The sequence below is a fragment of the Saprospiraceae bacterium genome, from assembly GCA_016714025.1.
Classification (GTDB): Bacteria; Bacteroidota; Bacteroidia; order Chitinophagales; family Saprospiraceae; genus Vicinibacter.
Genome location: JADJOB010000002.1, coordinates 2,601,454 through 2,626,729 on the forward strand (window position 1 = coordinate 2,601,454; position 25,276 = coordinate 2,626,729).

General features: G+C 32.5%; 19 protein-coding genes. 3 read left to right on the top strand and 16 right to left on the bottom strand.

Annotated features, from left to right (window positions below):
- Positions 1–65: 65 nt before the first annotated feature.
- From IPJ80_13550 to IPJ80_13590, 9 genes are all read right to left on the bottom strand, one after another.
- On the bottom strand, positions 66–1,415 hold the full coding sequence (locus IPJ80_13550; protein MBK7914510.1) for a hypothetical protein: 1,350 nt from the start codon (positions 1,413–1,415) through the stop codon (positions 66–68).
- A gap of 123 nt (positions 1,416–1,538) precedes the next feature.
- Positions 1,539–2,960 carry a DUF5106 domain-containing protein gene (locus tag IPJ80_13555; protein MBK7914511.1) on the bottom strand — a complete coding sequence of 474 codons (1,422 nt, stop codon included), beginning with the start codon at positions 2,958–2,960 and terminating at the stop codon, positions 1,539–1,541.
- Between the two features lie 61 nt (positions 2,961–3,021).
- Positions 3,022–4,197 carry a glycosyltransferase gene (locus IPJ80_13560; protein MBK7914512.1) on the bottom strand — a complete coding sequence of 392 codons (1,176 nt, stop codon included), beginning with the start codon at positions 4,195–4,197 and terminating at the stop codon, positions 3,022–3,024.
- Positions 4,198–4,210: 13 nt separating this feature from the next.
- A complete protein-coding gene (locus IPJ80_13565) occupies positions 4,211–5,149 on the bottom strand; it encodes an aspartate carbamoyltransferase catalytic subunit (protein MBK7914513.1) in 939 nt (312 codons plus the stop codon).
- 10 nt (positions 5,150–5,159) lie between these two features.
- Positions 5,160–5,714, bottom strand: coding sequence for a bifunctional pyr operon transcriptional regulator/uracil phosphoribosyltransferase PyrR (gene pyrR, locus IPJ80_13570; GenBank protein ID MBK7914514.1), 555 nt, complete (start codon positions 5,712–5,714; stop codon positions 5,160–5,162).
- Positions 5,715–5,722: 8 nt separating this feature from the next.
- Positions 5,723–7,393 carry a glutamine--tRNA ligase/YqeY domain fusion protein gene (locus IPJ80_13575; protein MBK7914515.1) on the bottom strand — a complete coding sequence of 557 codons (1,671 nt, stop codon included), beginning with the start codon at positions 7,391–7,393 and terminating at the stop codon, positions 5,723–5,725.
- A gap of 9 nt (positions 7,394–7,402) precedes the next feature.
- The gene (locus IPJ80_13580) at positions 7,403–9,235 is read right to left on the bottom strand and encodes an arginine--tRNA ligase (GenBank protein ID MBK7914516.1); all 1,833 of its coding nucleotides are present in this window, start codon (positions 9,233–9,235) and stop codon (positions 7,403–7,405) included.
- A 20-nt stretch (positions 9,236–9,255) separates the two neighbouring features.
- Positions 9,256–9,795, bottom strand: coding sequence for an RsmD family RNA methyltransferase (locus IPJ80_13585; protein MBK7914517.1), 540 nt, complete (start codon positions 9,793–9,795; stop codon positions 9,256–9,258).
- Positions 9,796–9,800: 5 nt separating this feature from the next.
- Positions 9,801–10,337, bottom strand: a complete 537-nt coding sequence (locus tag IPJ80_13590; GenBank protein ID MBK7914518.1) for a DUF3822 family protein — start codon at positions 10,335–10,337, stop codon at positions 9,801–9,803.
- A 93-nt stretch (positions 10,338–10,430) separates the two neighbouring features.
- On the opposite strand from IPJ80_13590, the gene tsaD reads away from it, so the two are divergent.
- Complete coding sequence (tsaD, locus tag IPJ80_13595) at positions 10,431–11,435, top strand: tRNA (adenosine(37)-N6)-threonylcarbamoyltransferase complex transferase subunit TsaD (GenBank protein ID MBK7914519.1); 1,005 nt, start codon at positions 10,431–10,433, stop codon at positions 11,433–11,435.
- On the opposite strand, the gene IPJ80_13600 is transcribed toward tsaD, so the two are convergent.
- From IPJ80_13600 to folP, 3 genes are read right to left on the bottom strand one after another with little or no spacing between them, the layout of a single operon-like run.
- Complete coding sequence (locus tag IPJ80_13600; protein ID MBK7914520.1) at positions 11,428–13,830, bottom strand: Smr/MutS family protein; 2,403 nt, start codon at positions 13,828–13,830, stop codon at positions 11,428–11,430. The two genes, tsaD and IPJ80_13600, sit on opposite strands and share 8 nt — an antisense overlap.
- On the bottom strand, positions 13,823–18,598 hold the full coding sequence (locus tag IPJ80_13605) for a translocation/assembly module TamB domain-containing protein (GenBank protein ID MBK7914521.1): 4,776 nt from the start codon (positions 18,596–18,598) through the stop codon (positions 13,823–13,825). The genes IPJ80_13600 and IPJ80_13605 overlap by 8 nt, the downstream gene beginning before the upstream one ends.
- A 14-nt stretch (positions 18,599–18,612) precedes the next feature.
- Positions 18,613–19,476: a dihydropteroate synthase gene (gene folP, locus IPJ80_13610; GenBank protein ID MBK7914522.1), complete on the bottom strand. Its 864-nt coding sequence runs from the start codon at positions 19,474–19,476 to the stop codon at positions 18,613–18,615.
- 244 nt (positions 19,477–19,720) lie between these two features.
- Here folP and IPJ80_13615 point away from each other — a divergent pair, with 244 nt between their 5' ends.
- The gene (locus IPJ80_13615; GenBank protein MBK7914523.1) at positions 19,721–20,926 is read left to right on the top strand and encodes a peptidoglycan DD-metalloendopeptidase family protein; all 1,206 of its coding nucleotides are present in this window, start codon (positions 19,721–19,723) and stop codon (positions 20,924–20,926) included.
- 7 nt (positions 20,927–20,933) lie between these two features.
- On the opposite strand, the gene IPJ80_13620 is transcribed toward IPJ80_13615, so the two are convergent.
- From IPJ80_13620 to IPJ80_13635, 4 genes are all read right to left on the bottom strand, one after another.
- Positions 20,934–21,908: a sensor histidine kinase gene (locus tag IPJ80_13620; protein ID MBK7914524.1), complete on the bottom strand. Its 975-nt coding sequence runs from the start codon at positions 21,906–21,908 to the stop codon at positions 20,934–20,936.
- A gap of 79 nt (positions 21,909–21,987) precedes the next feature.
- A complete protein-coding gene (locus tag IPJ80_13625; GenBank protein MBK7914525.1) occupies positions 21,988–22,671 on the bottom strand; it encodes a response regulator transcription factor in 684 nt (227 codons plus the stop codon).
- A gap of 54 nt (positions 22,672–22,725) precedes the next feature.
- Positions 22,726–23,058 carry a hypothetical protein gene (locus tag IPJ80_13630; protein MBK7914526.1) on the bottom strand — a complete coding sequence of 111 codons (333 nt, stop codon included), beginning with the start codon at positions 23,056–23,058 and terminating at the stop codon, positions 22,726–22,728.
- Positions 23,055–23,555, bottom strand: a complete 501-nt coding sequence (locus tag IPJ80_13635; protein MBK7914527.1) for a histidine phosphatase family protein — start codon at positions 23,553–23,555, stop codon at positions 23,055–23,057. The genes IPJ80_13630 and IPJ80_13635 overlap by 4 nt, the downstream gene beginning before the upstream one ends.
- Before the next feature lie 62 nt (positions 23,556–23,617).
- Between IPJ80_13635 and IPJ80_13640 the strand changes: the two genes are divergently transcribed.
- Positions 23,618–25,276, top strand: a complete 1,659-nt coding sequence (locus IPJ80_13640) for a hypothetical protein (protein ID MBK7914528.1) — start codon at positions 23,618–23,620, stop codon at positions 25,274–25,276.

Consider the following 25,276-nt stretch of genomic DNA (forward strand, 5'->3'; position numbering starts at 1 on the left):
TTGAAGAGTAATTCTTAAGTTATTTATTGAATTCGCTGATGATTTAAATTTTTAATACCAGATACTTAATATTGCAATTTAAGATTGAGTACATTTTGAGATAGATCAAAACCCATTTGAAAACCAATGTCAATACTCGTTCTGAAATAGGCCGCAGATAATAAATCAACATAAGCTGCTTCTTTTGCCATAATATTAAAAGACTCGAAATAGCGTTTACTCTCACGTAAATTTGACCTGGATGATTGAGTGTAATCCATAAAAGAAGTTCTGTAACCAAAGTAACTTCCTAATAATTCTGAACAAGCACTGTAAACAAGTGCATTCTCAGAAACAAAATCAGGTGCAGGGTTGCATGAATAATCTGGTATAAAATATCTGTTTATATTTTGTTTAATATAGCTAGAAGGTCTTAATAAATTATAGGTATACTTAGTTTTCCAACTTAATATATATCCATCATAAATCGTTATTGCCATTCTTACATAGAGTTCCAAAGTTTGGTCTAAGCGCAAGTCTTTATCTTCACATAGCTGCAACATTAATAACAAATTATGATTTAACGCGGTAGCTTCATGATCTTTAGCTTGATTCCAATACTCATAATTTTCTCTTTGTGCAGCAGATAAATTGTTGGTCATATTATATACCTCCACCGCTTCAGAAAACATGATTGAAGTTTGAGACGTATTGTATAATAATAAGCGAGAAGGTAAAATACCTAATACGTTCTCCATTAAAGCAGGTGTAGTAGCACCCCAATATGGCAATAATAATTTAGCTGAATAATCAGGAGGAGTAGGAATCCAACAACCTTCCTTGGAAGGCAATGAAAACACTGGATAATTATTTAAGTGAGCATCCGAACGCCCATCTAAAAGTGAATAATCCCGAATTTTCCAACCTATTTCATTCCCAAGCTCTTTGGAGTTACGAATAATTTCTTCGTCTAACTCATTAGACGCAATTTGAACATATTTATCCCTTAATTGAGTAATTCGATCTAAATTCTGGGTACCAGAGGCTTTAAATAACTCAGTTGCAACAATTGCAAGTGCATGATTTGAAACAATCATCCAATTATAGTTCTTTGATTGATCTGCAACCGGCAAAGTAGTTTGAAAATTTGCCAATCGAACTTGTAAAGTTTGATAATTTTTCAATCCGGGCAATAAAGCTTCATACATGGTTAATGCCATATAATAATGAGCTCTGCTTGAAATCAAGTCATTAAATCCATTACATGCATTGCTAAGATCAATTGACAAATTTGTCCAATCCTGGACTAAAGTCGGATCTGCATTGTTAATAAAAGGATTATTGGTAATCTGAGTGGATTCTTTTTGACACGAAGTCATAAAGAAAAAGGCGATTAAATAAATCATGCCTTTCAGCGAGGTTCTTATAAAGGTCATACTCAATGGTTTTACAAAATACATGATAACAACGTTATCAGTCACAAATATATTATAATTTTTTATAATATATAAATGACAGCAATAAATTTTAAACCATTTGTACCAATCTAAGTGCTTTTTTTATTCGTTCTCTTTGATAGTCAACAACTTATCCATTATTTCACTAAGTTGTTCTGCCCCAATTTTTTTTGTCAATATCTTCTTGTTTTTATCAAGAATGTAAATTTGGGGGGTGGTTTTTAGGTCGTAAATAACTTTAAATCTAGACAAATGTAAGGGATCTGTGGCATTTATCCAACTTCCCATATTCATACTTTCTACACCTTCCCAACAAGTTTTCTCATCCTGGCCAGTTTTAGTACATACAGCCAAAAGTTCTACTCCCTTGGTTTTGAACTTGTTATAAAAATCCACGATGTAATGCATAGATTTTTTACAATGTCCGCAATCTGGTGCCCAAAATAATAACACCAGATAGGGCGATTTTATTTCATGCATTCGGATTGGACTTGAATCTTTCGTAAATACTCTTATATCCGGAGCAATACGATCTATTAATAATGGTTTTAAAGATTTGGCATCATTAACCATTTTAGCCAGGTTTTCTTTATCCATCCAACTGGCCTTTCCATTTGCATAAAAATTTTCAACCAGATAAACATAAACACCGTCCATGCCTACATACTTGGAATTTGCGTAGGAGTTTAAGTAATGAGATAATAAAAATTTCAAATTTTCTGAATTTGCAACACAGTTATTTAATATATAGTCTAATGCTGCACTAATTGAATCTGGGTGTTGAACCGTTAATTTCTCAATATAACGGTCAATTTTTTGGAAATATAAAGGAATCCTGACCCCTCGGTCATCCTTAAAGTCAAATTGATCAAAATAGTGGGATTTGTAATAATTAAATATAGCTATATCCCTTTTTTCGGCAGGGAGCTTACTAAAATCAGGTATTTCAACATCTAAACTCGAACGAATAATTAAACTCAATAAACTTGTCGGTTGTTTTGTGAGTACATCCTGCTGGTAAGATTTGACTTCCAAATCAAATTGATTTAACTTGGCTTCCAACTGCTTTATTTTCAAAGAATCTTTCTCAAGCTTAAGTTGTTTTGAAAAAGAATCCGCCAGGATTCGTCGGCTAGAAATAAAATCAACATATTTTTCAAAATCTTCATTTAATTTTGATGACTTAAATTCTAAATGCTCTGTAAGGTTATTCAATTGAGTATGAATACTAAACGATTGCTTATTGCCATCAATTAAAAACTGGAAGAAATCATGGGTTGGCAAGACTACAATTAAATACATTCCCGCCTCCAGAACCGTATCTCCTTTAAATACAAACCCTTCTTTGGTCCGGAATGCTGTGTCTCTGATATACTGTTTGTCGCCATAATGATACCCAAGCAAAAGTGTATCATTGGTATAACCTGAAATATCTACTTTAATTTTATAGCCTTCAGCCGAAGCTCCAGTCAGTGTAACAACCCAAGCGATCCAAGCAATTATGCAACGAAAATTAAACATCATTTTCAAATTTTAAAACAAAATTAATGCAGGCTAAAGTACTTCAAACTATAATAACAATATTTTAACCACAATGACTCAAGGATTCATAGCATTTCATGATCTTTTCTCCTATTGCTCGGTCACTAAATTTAGAAATAGCATCCATCGAAATATTTATTGACGAATAATTGTGTCTGTTTAAGTAAAAATCCTCAAGTGCCTTTTTTAATTTAACTTTGTCATTAACAGGGATTAAAATACCATTTGCGGAAGAAATAACTTCTCCAGTCCCACCTACCTCTGTACTGATTACTGGAGTTCCGCAGCATAATGACTCCGCAATGACACAAGGCATATTTTCCTTGTTACTAAATAAAATGAATACATCCGCTTCCTGATAACACCGAGCTAAATCAATTGGATCCATTTTTCCAAGTAAACGGACTTGACTTTCCAATTTGTTTTGAGTTATAAAATCTTGAATCAATTGCTCGTCCTGCCCATAACCCACCAAATCCAGTAAAATTGGAAAAGCTTCATGTTTAAACAATATCATTACCTCAAGAATTCCGGTTATATTTTTATGCTCATTTTTAAATTCTGAAACATGAAGACATTTTAATTCTTGAATTGGGCTTTTGGGCTTTTCATAATAAACCAATGTATCTACATTATTGTAAACAACTAAATAATTGGAATTAATTAAGCCGTACCGTAACATTCCAATTCTTAAATTATCAGAAACGACAATAATAGCTGCTGCCTTTTTAACAACCAACTTCCTGATAAGATTCTTGAAATCATTTTTTAACCTTGAGTGGGAATCTGTAAATTGTGTGCTATGCTCTGTTACTAAATATGGAACTGAATAAACAATCTTATAATAAAGTGCTACTAAAGCTGACCTCAGTAAAACATGCACATGAATTGCATAGGGCTTACCAAATTTCTTAAAAAGTTTACTACAAAATTTAAATAATAAATAATAGTAAACAAACAGCTTAATAATTTTATCAATACTATTAATTCCTAAGTAACTTTTTCTATAATATATCAGGTGGATTTCATTTGAACCTTGCACTTTAAAATCAGAATAATAAAATGAATCAGGAATTACTCTGGAAGTACTTTTAAGATAAATTATCTTTGCGCTATGTTTATATGAAGAACATTGAATGTGGCGGAGAACAAACACACCTTCCAGATTATCATCCTCATTTGGAAACCATTTTGGTAAATGTAAGATATAGGAAGCCATTATTAGAAGCGAATCAACTGGAGATTCTGTGTCCGGCTAAATGATAAAGTACCGCCATTCGGATAGCTACTCCATTTTCTACTTGATCTAGAATTATTGAATATTCTGAATCCGCCGCATCAGAATTTAATTCGACACCTCGGTTTATTGGCCCTGGGTGCATTAGTACAATTTTTTTTGATAAAAGATCCAACTCTTTCTTAGAAACTCCAAAAAATTGGCTGTATTCTCTTGCAGAAGGAAAATATTGTAACTCCATGCGTTCTGTTTGAATCCTTAAAACATTTGCAACATCACACCAATTTAAAATCTTCTGAAGATTAAACTCAACTTCTACCCCTAAAGACTCTATATATTTTGGTATCAAAGTAGGAGGTCCACAAACTTTAACTTTTGCTCCTAATTTTTTTAAACAAAGAATATTAGACAAGGCAACCCGACTGTGAAGAATATCTCCTATTAATGCAACCTTTACATTATTTATAGTACCCAAAGCTTCTTGAATCGAAAATGCATCAAGCAATGCTTGAGTTGGGTGCTCGTGTGTGCCGTCTCCAGCATTTACTATTGTCGCTGGAACTTTTTCCGATAAAAATTTTGCCGCACCGACCGCAGCATGACGCAATACGATAATATCCACTTTCATTGCAAGGATATTCTGAACCGTATCCAATAAACTCTCCCCTTTTGAAACCGAAGAGCCGCTTGCTGAAAAATTAATCACATCCGCCGAAAGTCTTTTCTCTGCTAATTCAAAAGACATTCTGGTTCTGGTTGAATTTTCAAAAAATAAATTAGCGATCGTAATATCCCTTAAGGAAGGCACCTTCTTAATCGGTCTTTGTAAGACTTCTTTAAATTGCTTTCCAGTTTCTAATAACAATTTGATATCAGAAACAGAAAGATCTCTGATTCCAATTAGATGCCTGGTACTTATTTTTTGATCAGTCATTTATAAAAAATTATTCACGTTCTTCTTCATAAAACAAAACGCGATCGGTGCCTTTCTCTTCAGCCCAATCAACTTTTACATATGAATTATCCAATGCATCAACCCGGATTCCAAAATAATCTGCCTGGATTGGAACTTGCCTGTTAAAATGTCTGTCGACCAATACTAACAATTCTGTTTTATTGGGTCGTCCATAATTTTGAATTTCTTGCAATGCGGCCTGAATGGTTCTACCCGTATATAAAACATCATCTACTAATATTACACGCTTAGATTCGACCAAAAAATTAATTTCAGTAGGATATGAAGGTTGCAATTTGAAATTTGTCTTGAAATCATCACGCGAAAATGTAATATCAATTTTACCAAATTCCAATGAATTTAATGGATTGAGTGCTTTCAATTTATTATAAAGCCGAGCAGCCAATAATGCTCCTTTGTGCTGAATACCAATTAAACAGCTGTTTGAGAAGCCATCATGTTGTTCTATTAATTGATAACAAAGCCTGTCAAGAGCAATATTCATTGCTTCTTCTGAAAGTATAACTTTGGCTCTTTTGCTCATATTAAAATCTATTTATCCTGTGATTTCTGCCAGGAATCCTTTAAATTGACTGTACGATTAAATACTAACTGCTCAGGATTTGAAGTGATGTCAGGTGTAAAATATGCCTTTCGAATAAATTGAAAATAATCGCCCACTTTAGATGATTTCAAAAATGGCTCTACCTTAACATTAGTCAATTTAACCAAAGAATCTTGATTAATAAATGTTTTAAAATCTTCTTCATGATCATCTGGATCAGCCACTGTAAATAAACGATCGTATAATCTTAATTCTGCACCGATCGCATGGGAATCTTCCACCCAATGAATCGTTGATTTAGGCTTTAAACCAGATTGATCCTGACCACTTTTACTATTTTGAAAATACGTACAATGCAATTCAATAATATTTCCATTTGCATCCTTTAAAATATCTTCACATTTAATTATATAAGCTCCTTTTAGTCGAACCATCCCGTTCTTTGTTAGACGAAAATACTTGTCAACAGGATTTTCCATAAAATCTTCCTGTTCAATATACAGTACTTTACCAAATGGAACTTGTCTTTTTCCAGAGCTTGGGTCTTCAGGATTATTCTCAATTTCCAAAAATTCTACCTGCTCATCGTAATTTGTCAGGACTACCCGCAATGGTTCAAAGATAGCCATAACCCGCGTCGCTCTTTTATTTAAATCTTCTCGTACAGCAAATTCCAATAATGCCAAATCAATTACATTATCCCTCCTTGCGATTCCAACTAAATTTGTGAAATGGCGAATCGATTCAGGGGTATAGCCTCGTCTTCTCATTCCACTCAGTGTAGGCATCCTGGGATCATCCCACCCATCTACATAATTATCCTTAACTAATTGAAGCAATTTGCGTTTACTCATTACCGTATAACTCAAATTCAATCTTGCAAACTCAATTTGCTGAGAAGGAAAAATACCCAAATTTTCAATAAACCAATTATACAATGGTCTATGATTTTCAAATTCAAGTGTACAAATGGAATGTGTTATCCCTTCAATTGAATCGGATTGGCCGTGGGCAAAATCATACATAGGATAAATGCACCAATCTGATCCCGTTCGGTGGTGAGGCTTGTAAAGAATTCGATACAATATGGGATCCCGCAAATGCATATTTGAAGAACTCATATCAATTTTTGCTCGAAGCACCTTCTCCCCTTCCAGAAATTTACCGTCGCGCATTTGAGTAAATAATTCCAGATTGTCTTCAATCGTGCGATTTCTAAATGGACTATCTATACCAACTTCCGTTGGACCTTTTTTATATTTTGCAATGTCATCGGCACTTAAATCGTCCACATAAGCCTTCCCTTTTTTAATTAATTGAATTGCAAATTGATATAATTGCTCGAAATAATCACTTGCATAAAATTCCCGGTCTTCCCAACTAAATCCGAGCCATTGAATGTCTTGCTTAATTGATTCGACATATTCCGTATCTTCTGTTACAGGATTCGTATCGTCGAATCTTAAATTAGTTTTCCCTTTGTATTTCAATGCCAATCCAAAATTAAGACAGATGGATTTTGCATGACCAATATGCAGATAGCCATTTGGCTCTGGAGGAAATCTAGTATGAACCCTTCCTCCATGTTTACCATTTCGGATATCTTCCTCAATTAACTCCTCTATAAAATTCAATGACTTATTTACGCCTTCATCCATAATTTCAATTTACATTCTTTCTGGAAGACTGATTCCAAGACAATTCATCCCGTGCAAAATAATCTTTGACACATTCTCACTAATCATCAGCCTAAAATTTTTTAATTCTGTAGTTTCTGCATTTAAAATCCTATAATCATGATAATATTTATGAAAATCTTTAGCCAATTGATATAAATAATTTGAAAGATGCGCGGGATCAAAAGTTTCTGCAGATTCAAATAATATTTTGTTATAACTGCCCATTGAACGTATTAAGTTCCTCTCCGCACGTTCAATTTTAATTGGCCTTGGTGTATCATCATCGCACATTGACTTTCGCAAAATAGATTTGATTCTAACATATGCGTTTACAATGTATGGCCCCGTATGACCTTGCATGTCAACCGATTCTTTAGGATCAAAAATCATACGTTTTTTATATGAAACTTTTAAAATAAAATATTTTAAAGCCGCTAATGCAATATCGGTACAAATTTTATTTCGTTGTTCCGGCAGCAGGGATGCAATTTCACCTCGCTCTTCAGCCATAGTTGTAGCCTCCTGAATAACTTCTTCAATTAAATCATCGGCATCAACAACAGTACCTTCCCTGGACTTCATTTTACCGGTAGGCAAATCAACCATGCCATATGAACAATGGTACAAACTACCTGCATAGGGTTCTTTCAACTTATTAACAGTTTCAAAAAGCACCTTAAAATGATAGTCTTGCTCATCCGCTACAATGTAAATATACTTATCTGAATGATGTCTTTCATAACGTTGTCGGATTGTTCCAAGATCCTGGGTAATATATACTGAAGTTCCATCGCTTCTAAGAACAAGTTTATTATCCAATCCAACATCTTCTAAATTCACCCAAACAGATTGATCTGGCAATTGATAAAAAACACCTTGGCTCAATCCATACTCAACGATATCCTTTCCCAGCAGATAGGTATCAGATTCATAATATATATAATCAAATGAAACATTCAACTTATTAAATGTTTCATTAAATCCTTTATAAACCCAATCATTCATTTTTTTCCAAAGCGAACGTGTTTCTTCATCATGATGCTCCCACTTCAAAAGCATGTCTCTAACTTCCTTACCCAACTCACTGAAATTGTTAAAGTAGTCATTCTTATATCTTTTAAAAAAATCGACTTGAGATTCTTCCTTTTTTAAATTTGATGAGTAAATAGCTTGTGCCTCATTGGATGTTTGCCAATTCAAATATTCTTCATTTAACTTTCTGTCAAACAAAACGTAATAATCACCTACAAAATGATCCGGTTTAATTCCTGTAGAATCCGGTGTAGCATTGTTGGAATATTTTTTCCAAGCAAGCATACTTTTACATATTGCAACACCACGATCATTCACTACTTGGGTAGTCTCAACCTGATGCCCTATCGCTTTTAAAATGTTTGTCAAAGACCATCCCAGTAATATATTTCTAATATGACCTAAGTGAAGAGGCTTGTTTGTATTAGGAGAGCAATATTCTACCAAATATTTTTGAGGCGAAGGAGTTTTATTGATCAATTCTCCTTGATTCAACCGATAGAGCCGGGTATTTTCAGCTATCCAGAATGAATCGTCCAAAGAAAAATTGAAAAAACCCTTTACAATTGAAAAAGATGAAATTGATTGATTTTCTAATAAATAATTCCCAACTTTAAAGCCAACTTCATCAGGCTTCATGCCTAGTTTCTTTGCCCATGGAAATAATACAAAAGTAAAATCTGCATCAAACTCTGAGGAACAATTTAAAATAGCGAATTCAGACTTATCTCCACTATAATTAAGAACAGTAGTAAATGCATGTTGAAAAAGGGCCGAAAGCATATCCATTCAAACCCCAAATTTACATATTAAAAGCGAAAAAAGCTGAAAAATGTTTGCCCATAATTACGAACTTGCCAAAAATGGGAATGTTTTGTAAAATCATGTTGTGGATTATGTTCTAAAACGAATAACCCATCAGGCATCACAATATTGAATTCCACAATTAAATCAGGTATTTTGGACAATGCAGGCAATGGGTATGGTGGCCCAGCAAATACATAATTAAATTGCTTATTACAAGATTTAATAAATTGCAAATAATCAGCATTTACAAATTCTATAAATTGAATAATTTGGAATGAAGCCGCAGTCTTTCTGACAAATTCCAAACAAGGCTTATGCAAATCAACATAACATGCACTGGTGCATCCTCTCGAAATCATTTCATAGGTATGCGCACCTGTACCCCCAAATAAGTCCAACATCCTGGTATCCTCAAAATCTAATAGATTTGTTAAAATATTAAACAAAGCCTCACGAGATATATCTGTAGTTGGTCGCGTTGGCCAATTTTTTGCAGGAGGATTAAACACTCTTCCCTTAAGAAAACCACCGGAAATCCGCATATAAATTACGAATTAGAAAAAGTAAATCCACGTATCAATTTTACATTGCTAAAATAAATCCGCAATAATCTACTTATTTGTGATTCTTCTGTGACATTACCAAATAATTGAATGTTTTGGTTTTCATTTTCAAGCCCAATTGATTGAATTATTTGGACTATGTGATACAACAAATCTTCGGGGGTATCGAACTTTATAATATTTATAAATACTGGATCAGCAATTTGCATTATATAAATTAATGAAACATTATTCCATATAAAAATATTAATACCATTGTGACTGTGAAATTGATTAACGAATTCAGAAATATGGCTCAGTTTCAAATTCTGATTGTTAATATTCATTACAATTTTCTCAGGAACACAAAACTGGCACGTCAAATAATTGGCAACATCTGTATGACTTACAACCGTTTCGATTGGATATACTGGAAACAGAGATTCAATTTTTAAATTTAAATGTTCAGATGTAATATGAAATTTAGAAGTCATTGAAATGGCTCGATCTGAGTCAATAAAATAAGGATAATTTGAGTTCATATTAAAGAATTCTTTAAAGAATAAACCAATGAATTAAAATTTCTAATGCAAGGATATTAATTTTACCTGACTTTTTAATGTTATTAACAAACAATGTCAAAAATCATAATTCTAGCAATAGAATCCTCCTGTGATGATACTTCGGTGGCTGTTATTATTGATGGAGAAATAAAATCAAACTTAATTAGTTCTCAATGGATCCATGCGCAATATGGCGGTGTTGTACCAGAAGCCGCTTCTCGTCAACATGTTGAAACCATTGTTTCCTTATGCGATCAGGCTTTAAAAGAGGCAGCTATATCGTTACAACACCTCAGTGCAATCGCCATTACCCGGGGTCCAGGTTTGATGGGGTCGCTTTTAGTCGGAATTAGTTTTGCCAAATCTTTAAGTCTTTGCCTTAATATTCCTTTAATTGAAGTAAATCATTTACATGCCCACGTTTTGTCATTATTTATTGACCAAAAACCTACACTTCCACTGGTTTGCTTGACCGTTTCAGGTGGACATACCCAATTACTTTTAGTTTCTGAAAAGTTCAAAATTGAGCTACTGGGCCAAACTTTGGATGATGCGGCTGGCGAAGCAATAGATAAAACTGGTAAATTATTAGGCTTGGGATATCCAGCTGGCCCTGAAATGGATAAATTGGCTAAATCGGGTGTGCCAAAGTATAAATTCCCAATTGCAAAAGTAAATGACTTGAATTTTAGTTTTAGCGGATTAAAAACGAGTGTCTTGTATTTTTTAAGAGATCAATTGGATTCAAATAAAGAATTCATAAATGAAAATCTACCTGATTTATGTGCTTCCATCCAAGATAATATTGTAAAAAGTCTATTAAATAAATTAGAATCAGCTGCAATTGCACATAATGCAATCTCAATAGGAATTGCTGGAGGAGTTTCCGCCAATTCTCAATTGAGAAAGGAAATTTCGCAATTGTGCACAAAATACAATTGGAATTGTTACATTCCGAAACTGAGCTATTGCACGGACAATGCTGCGATGATAGCAATCGCAGGATACCATAAATATCTGAATGCAGAATTTAGCGATGATCATTTTTTACCCTTAGCTCGATATCCCATTATTTAAATACAACGATGGTAACTCCTGCGCCTCCGCTCTCCTCTTCCGGATGGTAAAACGAGTCGATAAATTTCAATTTTTTTAATTGTTTATGAATAGCGGATTTTAATATCCCTGATCCTTTTCCATGAAGAATTTTAGCATCTTTTAAACTTGATAATAATGCTTGATCCAAATAGTTTTCTAGTGCTTGTATAGCATGCTCTACTTTCTGGCCTCTTAAATCTATGGTACCTGGCAAACTTGCATTCTTGTCAATTAACTGATAGTTTACCTTGGGTTTATTATCTGCAAGAATGCTTTGCTTTTCTAAAATCAACTCCTCTTTATTCAGTTCAATTGTAAAGAAATCTGTCAAAACTTTAGCTTTCTTCTCAGATATTTCCTGAACCACTCCAGAAAGCCCTTGCTTTAACAAAAATACTTTGTCTCCAGGCTTAATTTCCGCACCCACAAGGCTTGACTTAATCATTTGAAAATAATCGTGCTCTGCCTGATTCAATTCAACAGCTAATTTTTTTTCTTTATTTTTAGTTAATTCAAGCTGATTTTTTGCTTCAACATAATCCATCTTTTCCCTTATCTCATTTAAAATGGTATGATGTTCTTTCTTTAAATCTATATTTTGCTGGTATTCAATCTGTTTACTGTCCATTTTTAACTTCAAGCGCTTTAACTCATGTTGCTTCTGCATAGCTTCATACGCTTTAATTAATTTATTCAATGTGTCTATTTTCGCTTTATAATCTGTAACTGTTTTTTTAAGATGAATCTTTTCCATTTCCATTTTAGACAAAAGATCTTCCATTTTTACTAAATCAGAACCAGCTATCTCCTTTGCATAATTTATAATTTTCTTAGGAAATTGCATTTTTCTGGCAATATCCAAAGCATATGAACTTCCAGGCTTTCCAATTTGCAATTTATATAATGGAATCATTTTACTTTCATCATAAAGCATCGAACCGTTCTGGATGCCCTTATTTGTATGAGCAAATGATTTTAAATTCGAATAGTGCGTCGTGATTACTCCAAATACTTTCAAATTTATTAACTCTTTTAAGACAGACTCTGCAATTGCACCACCAATTTTAGGTTCAGTCCCGCTTCCCAATTCATCCATTAATACTAGTGACGAATGATCTGCTTCCAAAACCAATTTCTTCATATATCGTAATTTAGCAGAATAGGTGCTTAAGCCTTCATCCAATGATTGCCAATCACCAATATCTACCCATATTTTATCAAATAAGCAAAAGCTTGACTTTTTTGAAACGGGAATTAGAAACCCTTTTTGCAACATGAGTTGTAATAATCCAATCGTTTTTAAAACGATTGTCTTCCCACCGGCATTTGGACCTGAAATCAAAAGGATTTTATGTTGCTCATCCAACAAAATATCCATTGGAATTGGCTTGGACTCTTGTTGCTTAAATTTGTGAAGCAATAAAGGATGAAAACCAGAAATTATATGAAGAATTTTATTGCTATTTATAGTTGGCTTAATGGCATTGATGCTGTTGGCATAACAGGCTTTAGCCAGTAAAATATCCATTGCCAAAACCTTTTCATAAGCAATTTCAAAAAATTCAAGAAAAGGTCTAATGGCATCACAAAGCAGGGACAATATCTTACTAATTTCACGTTGTTCTTTAAAACTAAGATCAATTAATATATTGTTTAACTCAAAACAAATTTGTGGTTCAATAAAAACGGTCTTTCCACTTTCAGATTCTCCCAATACCAATCCATTTATTTTTCGTTTATGTTCAGCAAGAACCCTTAATACAAATCTTCCATCCCGAATGGATTCTTCTCCTTCTGCTAAATATGACTTGGTTCTATATATTTCAAGTTCTTTTTTAAAAGCAGAATAAATAGAACGATTTAACTTGAGACGTTCCTGTCTGATTGACTGCAATTCTTCAGATGCATCATCACGTATTTGAAAATTTTCATCAAAAATGCGTTTTATTGAAACAAGGGGCTTCGTCAATTCAGGAAATTCTCCTATAAAAGAAATTAAGTTTTTATAAATCAAAAATGTTGGAGCCAATGCTTTCTGCTTTACCTCTTGATTATTTAAAATTACCTTAACCAATCGAAGTATTGAATCAACAGAAATCTCCATGCCGGGAATTTTCAATCTAGTTAAATCATCTTGAATGGATTGAAAATTTACCAAATTAAAAGCATGTATTTTAATTGCTTGAGCCAATTCATCCAAGATTTCCAACTCCAGATGAATTTTATCTGAAAAAGGTTCGTAAATCAAATCTTGTAAGGCAGCCTTAGCTTGATCAGAGACAGCATAATCTGCGGTCAATTGGATAACTTTGTCAAACTCCAGTAAAAATTGAGATTTAACAAAAACAGAACTGGATAAATATCTTTTATTCAATGCTATTCTTATTTCTGGTTTTTGCTTTCGAATTTAATTCCTTTTTAAAATCAAAAAATGAATCGAATTCCTTTCTATAGCTAATCCCTGTTCCTATTTTATGCTTCAAACCTTCAATTGATTCATCTCCCCGATAATAAATGCGCAATTTTAATCCAGGCACCGGAGTATTCCATTCAATAATGCTCTCTGGATTAAAATAAGAATTACCATATATTGAAGAACTAGAGGATTTATAATTACCTCCAAGTGTAACAATCCATTGATCATTCCAAAGTCTATGCTTTAAACTAAATACGACTTCTCCTTCATTAAATTTAGAGCTTCCTGGTATGGTATTATCAAAGTCATAACCAATGTTAAAATCAACTCCAGAAATAAAATTAACATCGTCAAATGCATTACTCAATAAACTTGTTACAAAAAGTGAAAATTGGTTGGATAGCATTTCACTCATTGTGTTAATAGTAGTTGTACTCAAATTTGATCCAATTTCAGTTGGATCAAATGAATTCAAAAACGTACGAAGGACCAATAAGCCAAAAACCTGTTGGTTCAGTTGATCCTGATTTGTCCTTAAATATCGAATCTTATTATCGGCAAAATTCTTTAATTGTCCTGTCAAGTCAGGCATATCAATATCAAATCGTATGTCAGGTTGCAACAAAGAACCGGTTAGCATCATCTTCAATTTGACCTCTGTTCTCCGCTTTGCCTCTTCAATCAACCTTTGATCAGCAGCTAAATACTCTTGAATCAAAATATAGGGCGATGTTGAAAGGCCTTCATATACTGCTTCAAGCTGAATATTTGCATTTAAAGGATCTCCAGTCCAATTTATAGTACCACCCCTTGCAATTGCAAAAGGTTTATTAACAAAATTATAAAGGGTAAACAAATACTCTCCCTGTTCTACTTCATATAGACCATTAACAGTAAACTGTCCTGTTCTAAGACTTTTAATGGATAAATTCCCCCGTCCAGTTCCTTTTAAAATATCACCAGCCAATTCATCAAAAATAATTGAAATGTCAGCATCTTCTGTAATGGTTAATTGCATATTCATATTTAACCCAATGATTGAAGGCACAATAGGCTTGATTACCGAATCAACTTGTACGGTTCTTGAAGAAAATTTTACAAACTTTGATTCAGTTGCTACTTGATCGTAGGTAACCGGAATATTAAACTTAGTACCTTTAAGACTGGTGACCTTTACATCCATATCCATAGCGCTAAAAGGTCCAAAAAAACTGACATCAATCTGCCCGATTCCATAGCCATAATAAAATGGATTATCCTCTTTTTTAGTATCTAATATCAATGCTTTAGAGGAGACCAACTTAACATTTGCTGCAAAAGTTTTAAAATAATTATGTGTAAGTTTTCCATCGAGTTTGATTGGATTTCTAAACTTATCCATAATCTCAAGGTTTTCAAATAAAATTTCGTTTTCCTTGAAAACAATAGGTTGATTCTCAAACAACGCCGGAACGCCTAAATAATTAATATACGTACTACCCTTAACGGCTTTCAAGTTACCAACTAAAGATAAATTTCCACTGACTCCATAAAATTTAAGCTTTCCATCAGCCCCACCCGTAGTTTTTGAAATCGAACTAATAAAATTTTCAAGAAACTTAAATGGAAAAGCCTTAACATTCAAGTCGATGCTAAAATCAAAAGGCTTGTATTGATAATTAGTTTTAACAATGGGTATATTTATGGTTCCTTCTCCTCTAATTACATGCTCCTGAAATACATTTTCAACTTGAATATCCCATGGTTTCATAATATCATATGCTCTGAAACTCAAATTAAATGGACCAAAATTATCTTTATTAAAATGAAGTTGAAAAAAATTGAATCTACCTGTAATTTCTTTAATATTCTTAATATCAGGAATTTCAATGTTAGCAGAAAACAAGCCAGAAAAAGAAATCGTTTTATTTCTTATAAATTGATTGACAAATGAAATATCAAATCCATCTGACTTTAACGTAAGCCCTTTTAAATCAATATCCCGTATACTTAAATAATGCAATGAGTCGCTTAATTCAAAATTATTAACTAACAGACCTTTCTTTGATTTTTGAATAATATTGGCTTCATCAATCATCCATCGGGAATTATTAAAAAAAAGATCTTTATTTATTACTTGTACTGCAAAGAGATCCTGATTATATTTAATATTTGAATTAATATTTGCCAATATTTTTGTGTTGAGTGTATCAAAAAGTAAAAATGAAATTCTACCTGTTGAATCAAATAGATTTCCCACACATTTAAAATTACCAGTCCTTTTTATTCCATTAATATAAATATAATCTGAAGTAAATACGGTGCTTAAATTTTTTTGCGAACCAATTACCAAACTAAACTTATCGAATTTAAATGATTTGTATTTGAGGTCAAAGCGGTTTGAATGCAGTTCAAAATCATTTGTATTGCTGTTTACTGAAAAATCGAAATCAGAGAAATCCATTTCCAGAGGCAAATTAAGAATTTTCGCCAAACTCCTTGAATCCTTAATGTATAGACTCCCAGCACCAACCAAGGATGGGTACTGTGATCTTCCTTTCCTATCTAGCAAACTATCTAAAATTGGATATTTAGATACGATTAAACTTTTTAAATCCCCAATAACATTTTTTAGTTGAAATTTACCCTCAAATTGAAAATCGGCATAATCTGAAAATAACTCAATTCTATTTTTACCAGCTTTCTTTGTCGAATTAAAAGTAAAATCCTTCAAATACAACTTGTCGCCATTTATATTTATATTAGAATTTGAAACAGATAAATTACCAGATAAATTTTCATTCTTTACAAGTTTAATATTCATCTTCACTTTACCTGAATAGGATGCTTCATCACGTCGTAAATTCAACGCTTGGAGATTGAGCTTTTTAATGTCACCTTCTAAGCTTATATCATCAGTATCACCAAATCTCGCAAAACTTCCTGTCAGATCCACATCAGCATTTTCATCTTTAATTTTTATTGATCCCTGCAACATAGATTTTTTAAATAATCCAGCTATAGAAATCCCTGAATAATGATAATCTCTATAAACAAAATCATTAAGTTTACCATCAAGGTTTGCAGACAAATTATTAGCCGCCAATCCTTTGCCATCTATAATTTTTATTTCCGAATTTAATATACCAAACTCCTTTCTTTGCAACAAAGCACCTAAATCAAGATTTGAAGTACTGATTCCTCCACTATATATAGCTTCATGATTTTGGTTTGATGAGAAATTTACTTTAATATCTGATCGAATTAAACCAAGATCAGTATTAAAAGAACCGTAAGCTACAAAATCATTTAAATAGCCGTCAAATTGACCATTCATTTTTATGCGTCCAAATCGATCATAAGATGCCGGTATATTATAACGCTCAAATAATTGCCTCAAAAAGGAAGCCGTTGTTAGTAATTGATCAATTTTTAAATTTAGAACTAATTTGTCTCTAATAAATAAATTACGGGAGCCTACATTGCCAGTAAAATTAAACTGATTGGAATAATTAAAGATAATATTTGATCCTTTTAGATTATTGAGTTTGCCAAATAGCTTTCCAGTCAAATTAAATGAAGATCCATTTTTTAAATTAAATTTCTGTAACAAATGATATTTAGGAAACAATTTATCAAAATCCAAAAGATCAAATTTTCCTTCTAATAAATTCATTTGAATAAATGTGTTTTTCAAATCAAGTTTATTTACTAAATTTGAATAAGCTAAAGAACTATTCAATTGAAACCTTAATGAACTTAACAATGTTTCAAGTAAAAAATCCTCAATCAAAACTTGATCATCTTTTAAATTGAAGTTTCTGATTGCAGCATTTTTTATGGCAAAATCATCTGAACTTTTTAGATTCAAATTCAAGAACTCTATATGATCCAATTGATCACCGTGAAAAATGTTTTTAGATGTTAGATTTATATTTGAAAACATCAAGCCTTTCTCACTGGTAAATAATGAATCTTTAAAATTTAAGACACCATTATTTATATTCAAAAATCTCAAATAAACACTTGGACTTATTTTACAGCTATCAAATGCATCGATTTGACTGATATTATGCTCAGCATGTTCAGAACGTATTTTATCATAAATAACAACAGGGTTATCCAGTAATAATTTCCTAATACTAAAATACTGTATATTATAATTAAGCGAATCTACAAGTAAGTCCAATTTATTAAAAGCTAAATTAAGCGACTGCTTTGAATCCAAATAACTGGCTTTGGTGTTTTTTAAAATTAAATGGTTTAAATTAAATTGAAATGGGTCTTTATTCTTTGATTCTGAATTCCTGAACTTGGAAATAAAATAATTTAAATTTGAACCAGACTCTCCTTCGTATACTTTTATTTTCATTACGACCGAATCGCACTCGATATCATCTACATATAACTTTCTCGACAATACAGAGCGTAAACTTTTTAACAATCCTATATGAACATCCCTAGCATAAAACAAAGTGTCTTTATGATGATCCCTAATAAGAAATGCTCCTTTAAATCCATTAAAAGGATCTAAATAAAATGAATTAATTTCCAGATCCTGGTCATAAGATTTCTTAAGAAAATCAACCAACCAATTGCGCGACCAATCTTGAACAAATTCCGCTCTCAGCACAATAATGAACATGAAAATAAAAACCAAAACAATTCCTAAAAATTTTAAGAGATATTCCAGTGCCTTTACTGATATGTTTTGTAATGCTTTACTATGTGCAACTGGTGTACTCATTAAAAATTCAGAGCTTATGATTGTTGATTATCAAAATAATGAGGATTTTGAATTGCATAAAATACCTTGAGCATTTGAGCAGTCTCCCTGACGTCATGAACCCTAATAATCGTACAAGAATTTAAAAGAGCATAAAAAGCAGCCACAATACTCCCAATTAATGCATCAGAAGCAGCAGAATTGGTAATCTTCCAAATCATACTTTTCCGAGAAACGCCAATTAATAAAGGCTTTTCTAATATTTTAAACAAATAAATAGTTCGCAAGAGTTCATAATTATCCTTAAGTTTTTTTGAAAATCCGAAACCTGGATCTATGATTACTTTATGAAGTCCCATCGTTTTAAAGAAACAAATTTTTTGTTGGAAATATTTCAATACTTCATCAACGACATTTAGGTAAGTCGTGTTATCCTCATGTTGCATATTTTCCGGAATACCTTTCATATGCATAGCAATATAAATTGCAGGAGATTTAGACATCACCAAGGGTAAGTCCGGGTCAAAATTACCACCACTTATGTCATTGATCAGGTCCGCCCCTAAATCTAAACATCTTTGCGCCACTGAAGCCCTCATCGTATCAATTGAAATCGGCAGCTCAGGAAAAGCTGCTCTGATTTTCTGTAAAACGGGTATAATTAATTGATTTTCAGCCTCTTCTTGAGGTATTTTCGCTCCGGGCCGACTTGAGAAAGCTCCTAAATCTAAAATGTCCATCCCTTCCTTCATTTTAGATTCTACCAATTTTAAAGCCTGCAAATCAGAATGGGCAATACTAGCCGGATAAAAGCTTTCAGGATCCAAATTAACGATCCCCATAACCAAAGGCTTAGCATTTGTTGTGAAAATCTGATTTAAATCCTTTCTATGAGTCATACAGGCCCTAATCCTATGAAAACGAACGAAGAAATAAAGGTAAAGTGAAAATAATTATTTGTATGAATTTGTTTATCAATCGTTTATAAAATTTTAAAGTTTCATTAATTTGTTTAATTTTGCAATCTATTTCAATATTTATTCAAGCTTACACATGAAAATCCAGAAGGCTTTCTTTGCCCTCGCTCAAATAATAACTCTTGTATTGCTATTAGTTGCAAATAGCTTTATTTTGGATTTTATAATGAATATTGAAAATGGGCAAGAAAAATCTGTCAATCATTTTGATCTAAAAGAATGCCAAACTAGCCCATCTGGTTTAATTTTTGGGTTTGATCCTAAACATTTTTCAATAGAAACGCGAAAAATGCCGTTTGGCAAATCCTTATCCGAGTTATTTAGGAACAACGACATCAGTGGTCCTAAATCCGAAAAACTCATTAAAAACATTTCAGAGCTTATCGATTTACGCAATCTTAGATCTGGAAATACCTATGGATTCATTGCCTCAAATCCATGCATCGAACCTGATTATTTCATTTACGAAATTGATGCTTCGAAGTATTTAACATGTGAATTGAAAGGTGATCATTGCGTTAACCTCCAATACCGTAACTCCGAATTAAAACGAGAACACGCTTCTGGGATCATTGAATCTTCCCTTTGGAATGCATTAGAAGGTCAAAATCTATCATTAGATCTAATTGATCAAATGGAAGACGCTTTGTCATCGTCAGTTGACTTTCACCATGTACAAAAAGGAAATACCTTTAAATTAATATACAATCGCCTTTTTATCGAAGGAAAACCAACACAATCCGGTGAATTGTTGGCAGCTTATTTTGAAACAGACTATGGAGAGCATTTTTCAATTTCCTTTAAACCAAACAACAAAAAGGGTTTTTACAATCTAAAAGGAAGCCCCATGGTAAGTCGATTTTTACAAGCACCCGTTCGATTTTCCAGAATTAGTTCAGGCTTTAATATGCGCCGTTTTCATCCTGTGTTAAAGTATTCAAGACCGCATTTAGGCACTGATTATGCAGCACCCCATGGAACTCCAATATTATCTGTTGGCGCAGGAGTAGTTGAAGCCGCATCATATACTTCAGGCAATGGAAATTTTGTAAAAATAAGACACGATAATACGTATCAGACTCAGTATTTGCATATGTCAAAATTCGCAAAAGGCATTCGCAAAGGAACTCCCGTTAGTCAAGGTCAGGTTATTGGCTATGTTGGATCTACTGGATTAGCAAGTGGCCCCCATGTATGTTTTAGGTTTTGGAAAAACGGTGTTCAAGTCAATCATAGAAACCTACACTTTCCATCACCTGATCCTCTACCAAAAAATCAGCTCGAAGAATACTTCAAACATCGTGATAACTTAGTCCAGGAATTAAATTCAATACAATTTAGTACTGCTATTAATACGAATAAAAATTCCTAGAAAGAGGTTATTTAATTCTTTTTAAGGTAAATCCAAAAGTAGTTCCGAATCCTTCCTTACTTCTTACATGTAGTTTTTGTCCATGGGCTTCAACAATATGCTTTACAATAGATAATCCTAATCCACTGCCGCCTTGTTCTCTGGATCTACTCTTATCTACTCTATAAAATCGGTCGAAAACATGTTTTATATGCTCTTCCGGGATGCCAATGCCATTATCACTGACTTCTATTAAAATTTCATGGTCAAGATCATACAAGCTTAACTTTGTAAATCCACCTTCTTTCCCATATTTAATGGAGTTGTTGATTAAATTTGTCAAAACGATATGCAGGTATTCTTTGGCAGCTTCTACATGATAATCCAGCTCAGTTCCTTTTTTAAATTTTAACTTAATGTTTTTAGCTGCTGCCAATGAGGCATTCTCTTCAAATACTTCATCAATTAATTCACGAATGTTTACTGCATCTAATTCAAGAGTCTCCTGTCCTGATTCTAATTTATAAACAATATTTAAATCATCTATAATTGATTGAAGACGTTGTGAATTTTTATATGCCTTTTCAAGAAAATTTCTATTCACATTTGGATCTTCCAATCCCCCATCCAATAAGGTCTGAAGGTAACCTTGAATATTAAACACAGGCGTTTTAAGTTCATGAGAAACATTGCCTATATACTCTTTTCTATATTTTTCAAGATGTGTCTGCTGGTCTAATTCAAGATTCTTTTTTAAAATCCAAGATTCGACATCTTGCTCAATTTGAGCAAACATAGAGGAATCAGAGCCATTGGGCACTTGCTTAAATTCACCACCCAACTTGGAATCACTAATTAGTTTATACAGTAACTTAAGTCTTTTCGAAACGAGTGCAGTGATAAATAATTTTAGTGTAATATAAGATATCCCAAATAGGATCCAGAGATAAATAAATATGTAAACTGCCTGGCCTGAGATGACATTTAAGCCGATTAAAATCAAATAAAACAGTATAAAAACTATAGAAATAATGAAACTAACTATTGCCGAAAATTTTCGAACAGAAATGTTTTTTAAAAAGTCATATTTCAAATTTATACCCAACACCCTTAATTGTTTTAATAAAGGAATCTTCTAACTTCTCCCTTAATTTGCGAACATGTACATCAATGGTTCGATCGCCAACGATAACTTCTTTACCCCAAATACGTTCTAATATCTCATCTCTTTTAAATACTTTGCCAGGATAAGAAGCCAACAAATATAGAAGTAAAAATTCCTTTTTTGCAAACTCCAATCGAATTCCTTTAAATAACACTTCCATTTTTAATGGATTTATGCTCAAATTGTCAAAACTGATTATTTGATCTTCTTCAATGGTCAGTGGATTTAATTTTCGTCTTATGATGGCCTTAATCCGACTAAATAATACTTTGGTTTTAACTGGTTTTTGTATAAAATCATCCCCACCCTGATCCAAAGCTTCAATTTGGGTTTCATCGTCCGTTCGTGCAGTTAAAAAAATAATTGATATGCTGGCCCAATCAGAATGTTTTCTGATTTCCTCGCATGTACGTATTCCATCCATTGCTGGCATCATAATATCCAATAATATTAAATCCGGAACCTGCCTTTTTATTGATTCAAGAGCCAGCATCCCATTGGCAGCAGTTTGAACTTCGTACCCTTCCTTTATCAAATTATACGAAAGAAACTCAAGGATGTCCGGTTCGTCATCAACTAATAAAATTTTATACTTAATCATGCTATTAAAACACTCAAAATGCAAGGATGGATCTAAGTCAATATTAAGAAATTATTAATTATTTTTTGCAGAATCCCTTACCAGCTGGATAATTTGCTTTTCAAGTAGTTCCTGTTCACTAATATTCTTCTTATAAAATTGTTGAATTTGACTAAAAGCTTCTATACTTAAGTTCTTAGAACGCAGGATATCCTTAACTTTTAAAACCATTATACTATCCTTTATCGGCCCAGGAAGTTCACTAAACTGGGCATCCAACAGATAAATTTCAGCCATTAAACTTGCAAATTCAGTTTTATTGAATTTCAACTCCGATTCCGGAGATTTTTCAGAACAAGCGATTAAAATACAAAATACAAATACACTATATTTCTTAATACAAATCATGAATTCAAAATTAATTTCGGAATTAATATGTCTTTAATTTCAAAATCCTTGTAAGCTATGGAATTACTAAGTGGTTGATTTATTTCTGTACGAAGTACACAGCAAGTAGGCACCAAACCTGTATATGGGTTATTAAAATGGCTTGCCAATTCCTCCAATGTAGGGTTGTGACCAAAAATCAAAACTGAGTTCATGTTGGCTGGAACTTTATTCAAACAATTTATGTAATCTATTGCCGAACCAAAATACAGCCTTTCATTTTGCACAATTGCTGAATCTTCCAGCCCGATTGCATTTGCAAAATATGAAGCTGTTGCAAGTGCTCTTTCTGCCGGACTAGAAATCAACATTACCCTCCCTAAATTTACAGTTTTTACAAGATAAGCTGCCATTTTGGGAGCTGTATCCAATCCACGGGCATTGAGAGGCCTTTCAATGTCTGAAAGATTGGCATTATTCCAGGAAGATTTAGCATGCCGTATAAAATAAACATTCATACCAAAGTAACTCTAATATTGACCCAAATCTACTAACTTTGCTGGTTAAGTACTAATTCATCGTGCACTCAAGCCGTCATCCATTAAATTTTGAACACATTGACTACGAAATTCGAGAGAAGGACTTAGTTTATTTTAAAAACAGCATCGATCAAGGATGCATTAGAAAAGCAAATCAAACCGGCAAATCACGCTGGAATTACTTAATTAAATTTGAATCCAATCTGGTAGAATTAGAAATTTACTATAATTCTAAAAATATTCGCTCTTTCCAATGCGGATGTGGCGCCAAGTCTCCTGGAAAATATTGTAAACATGCATTAATTGCTTCAATTTGGCATTTTCAGAATATTCATATAAATGTCACACCCACCTCAGTTAATTTTAAAAATAAATCGCAATCTTTCAGTTCATTCAGCAAAGAAGATCTCAATTATGTATTAACTGCTCTATGCCGAAATAACAATAACAACAAACAATGGGTTCACTTCATTCTTACAGGACGAAGCATTACGGAAAAACCCTATTTAAAATACACCCAACTTTTATTGGAAATCAACCACTTTCTAGAGGCGTCCAGCAAAAATCCTGCAACCAGGATGAAAAATAAATTGGAAATTCTTGAAGAACTATATCAAATTTCATTTTATCATTACAATCATTCAAATATTGAAGAAGCAACAGAATCACTTTTAGCAGGTATTCATTTTATACATAGTACGGCAGATTATACTATTTTTAAAAACTTCACGAAACTTATACAAATGAATGATAAGTTTCATACTGCCTTTATACAATTTTGTCAATTAATTGTTGCACCCATTGCTTTAAGTAAAATACATAAACTGACTTATGAATGTGCAACTTCTAAAGATTATCTGATTTTAACCAGAAATTCAAATCTCTTTGAACGATTGTTGCTAAAGAAAACCTTTCAACAGCAATTTATCAAAGAAGGATTTGAACAATTATTGCAAAAAATTTATTATAACATTCCCGATGAATTTAAATACAATGTCTTAGATTATTTATATCAAGTTAATCCTGAACAATTAATTCATTATTTGCTAAAGCATGAAATTCAATCAAATTTTTATACCAGTTTAAATTGGTTAAATTCAAGAAAGGCTGGTTTGCCCTCAATTTATTTGATCAACTATTATAAAAATATTTATGCGATTGCTGCCCCTGATTTGAAAAAATATATTGGACAACTTTACTTAAATACATTAAGCACGAATACTCAACATGCACTTGATGATTTACTTTTATTATTTTATCAAGACAGTAAAGATCCTTCCTTTCTTAAATTATACTTCAATGGAAATCACTCTTTAGAAACTTATATTAAAGCAAAAGAGTTTTTACAAAAATCACAAGGAACAAATTTGTTGACTGAAAAAACACTATTGGATTTAAGTTATTTTAGTCAGCAATACACAATATTTTTTAATGAACTTCGCCATACAAATGATCTAAGTTTATTAGAAAAATATGATCTAGATTTACCTGATGAATTAGCTGTGGAATACATAAAAATATACATCTCATTTTATGAGAAATATTTAAATGAGCATGCCGGATATCAAGCCAATCAAAAACTTGAATCCAGCCTAAGAAGAATAAGAAATAATTTTAGCAAATTAAATTACCAAGAGTTTTATAACACAATTAAGAAATTATTTCCAGACAGAAAATTAATTAAGCAACTATTAAATTAA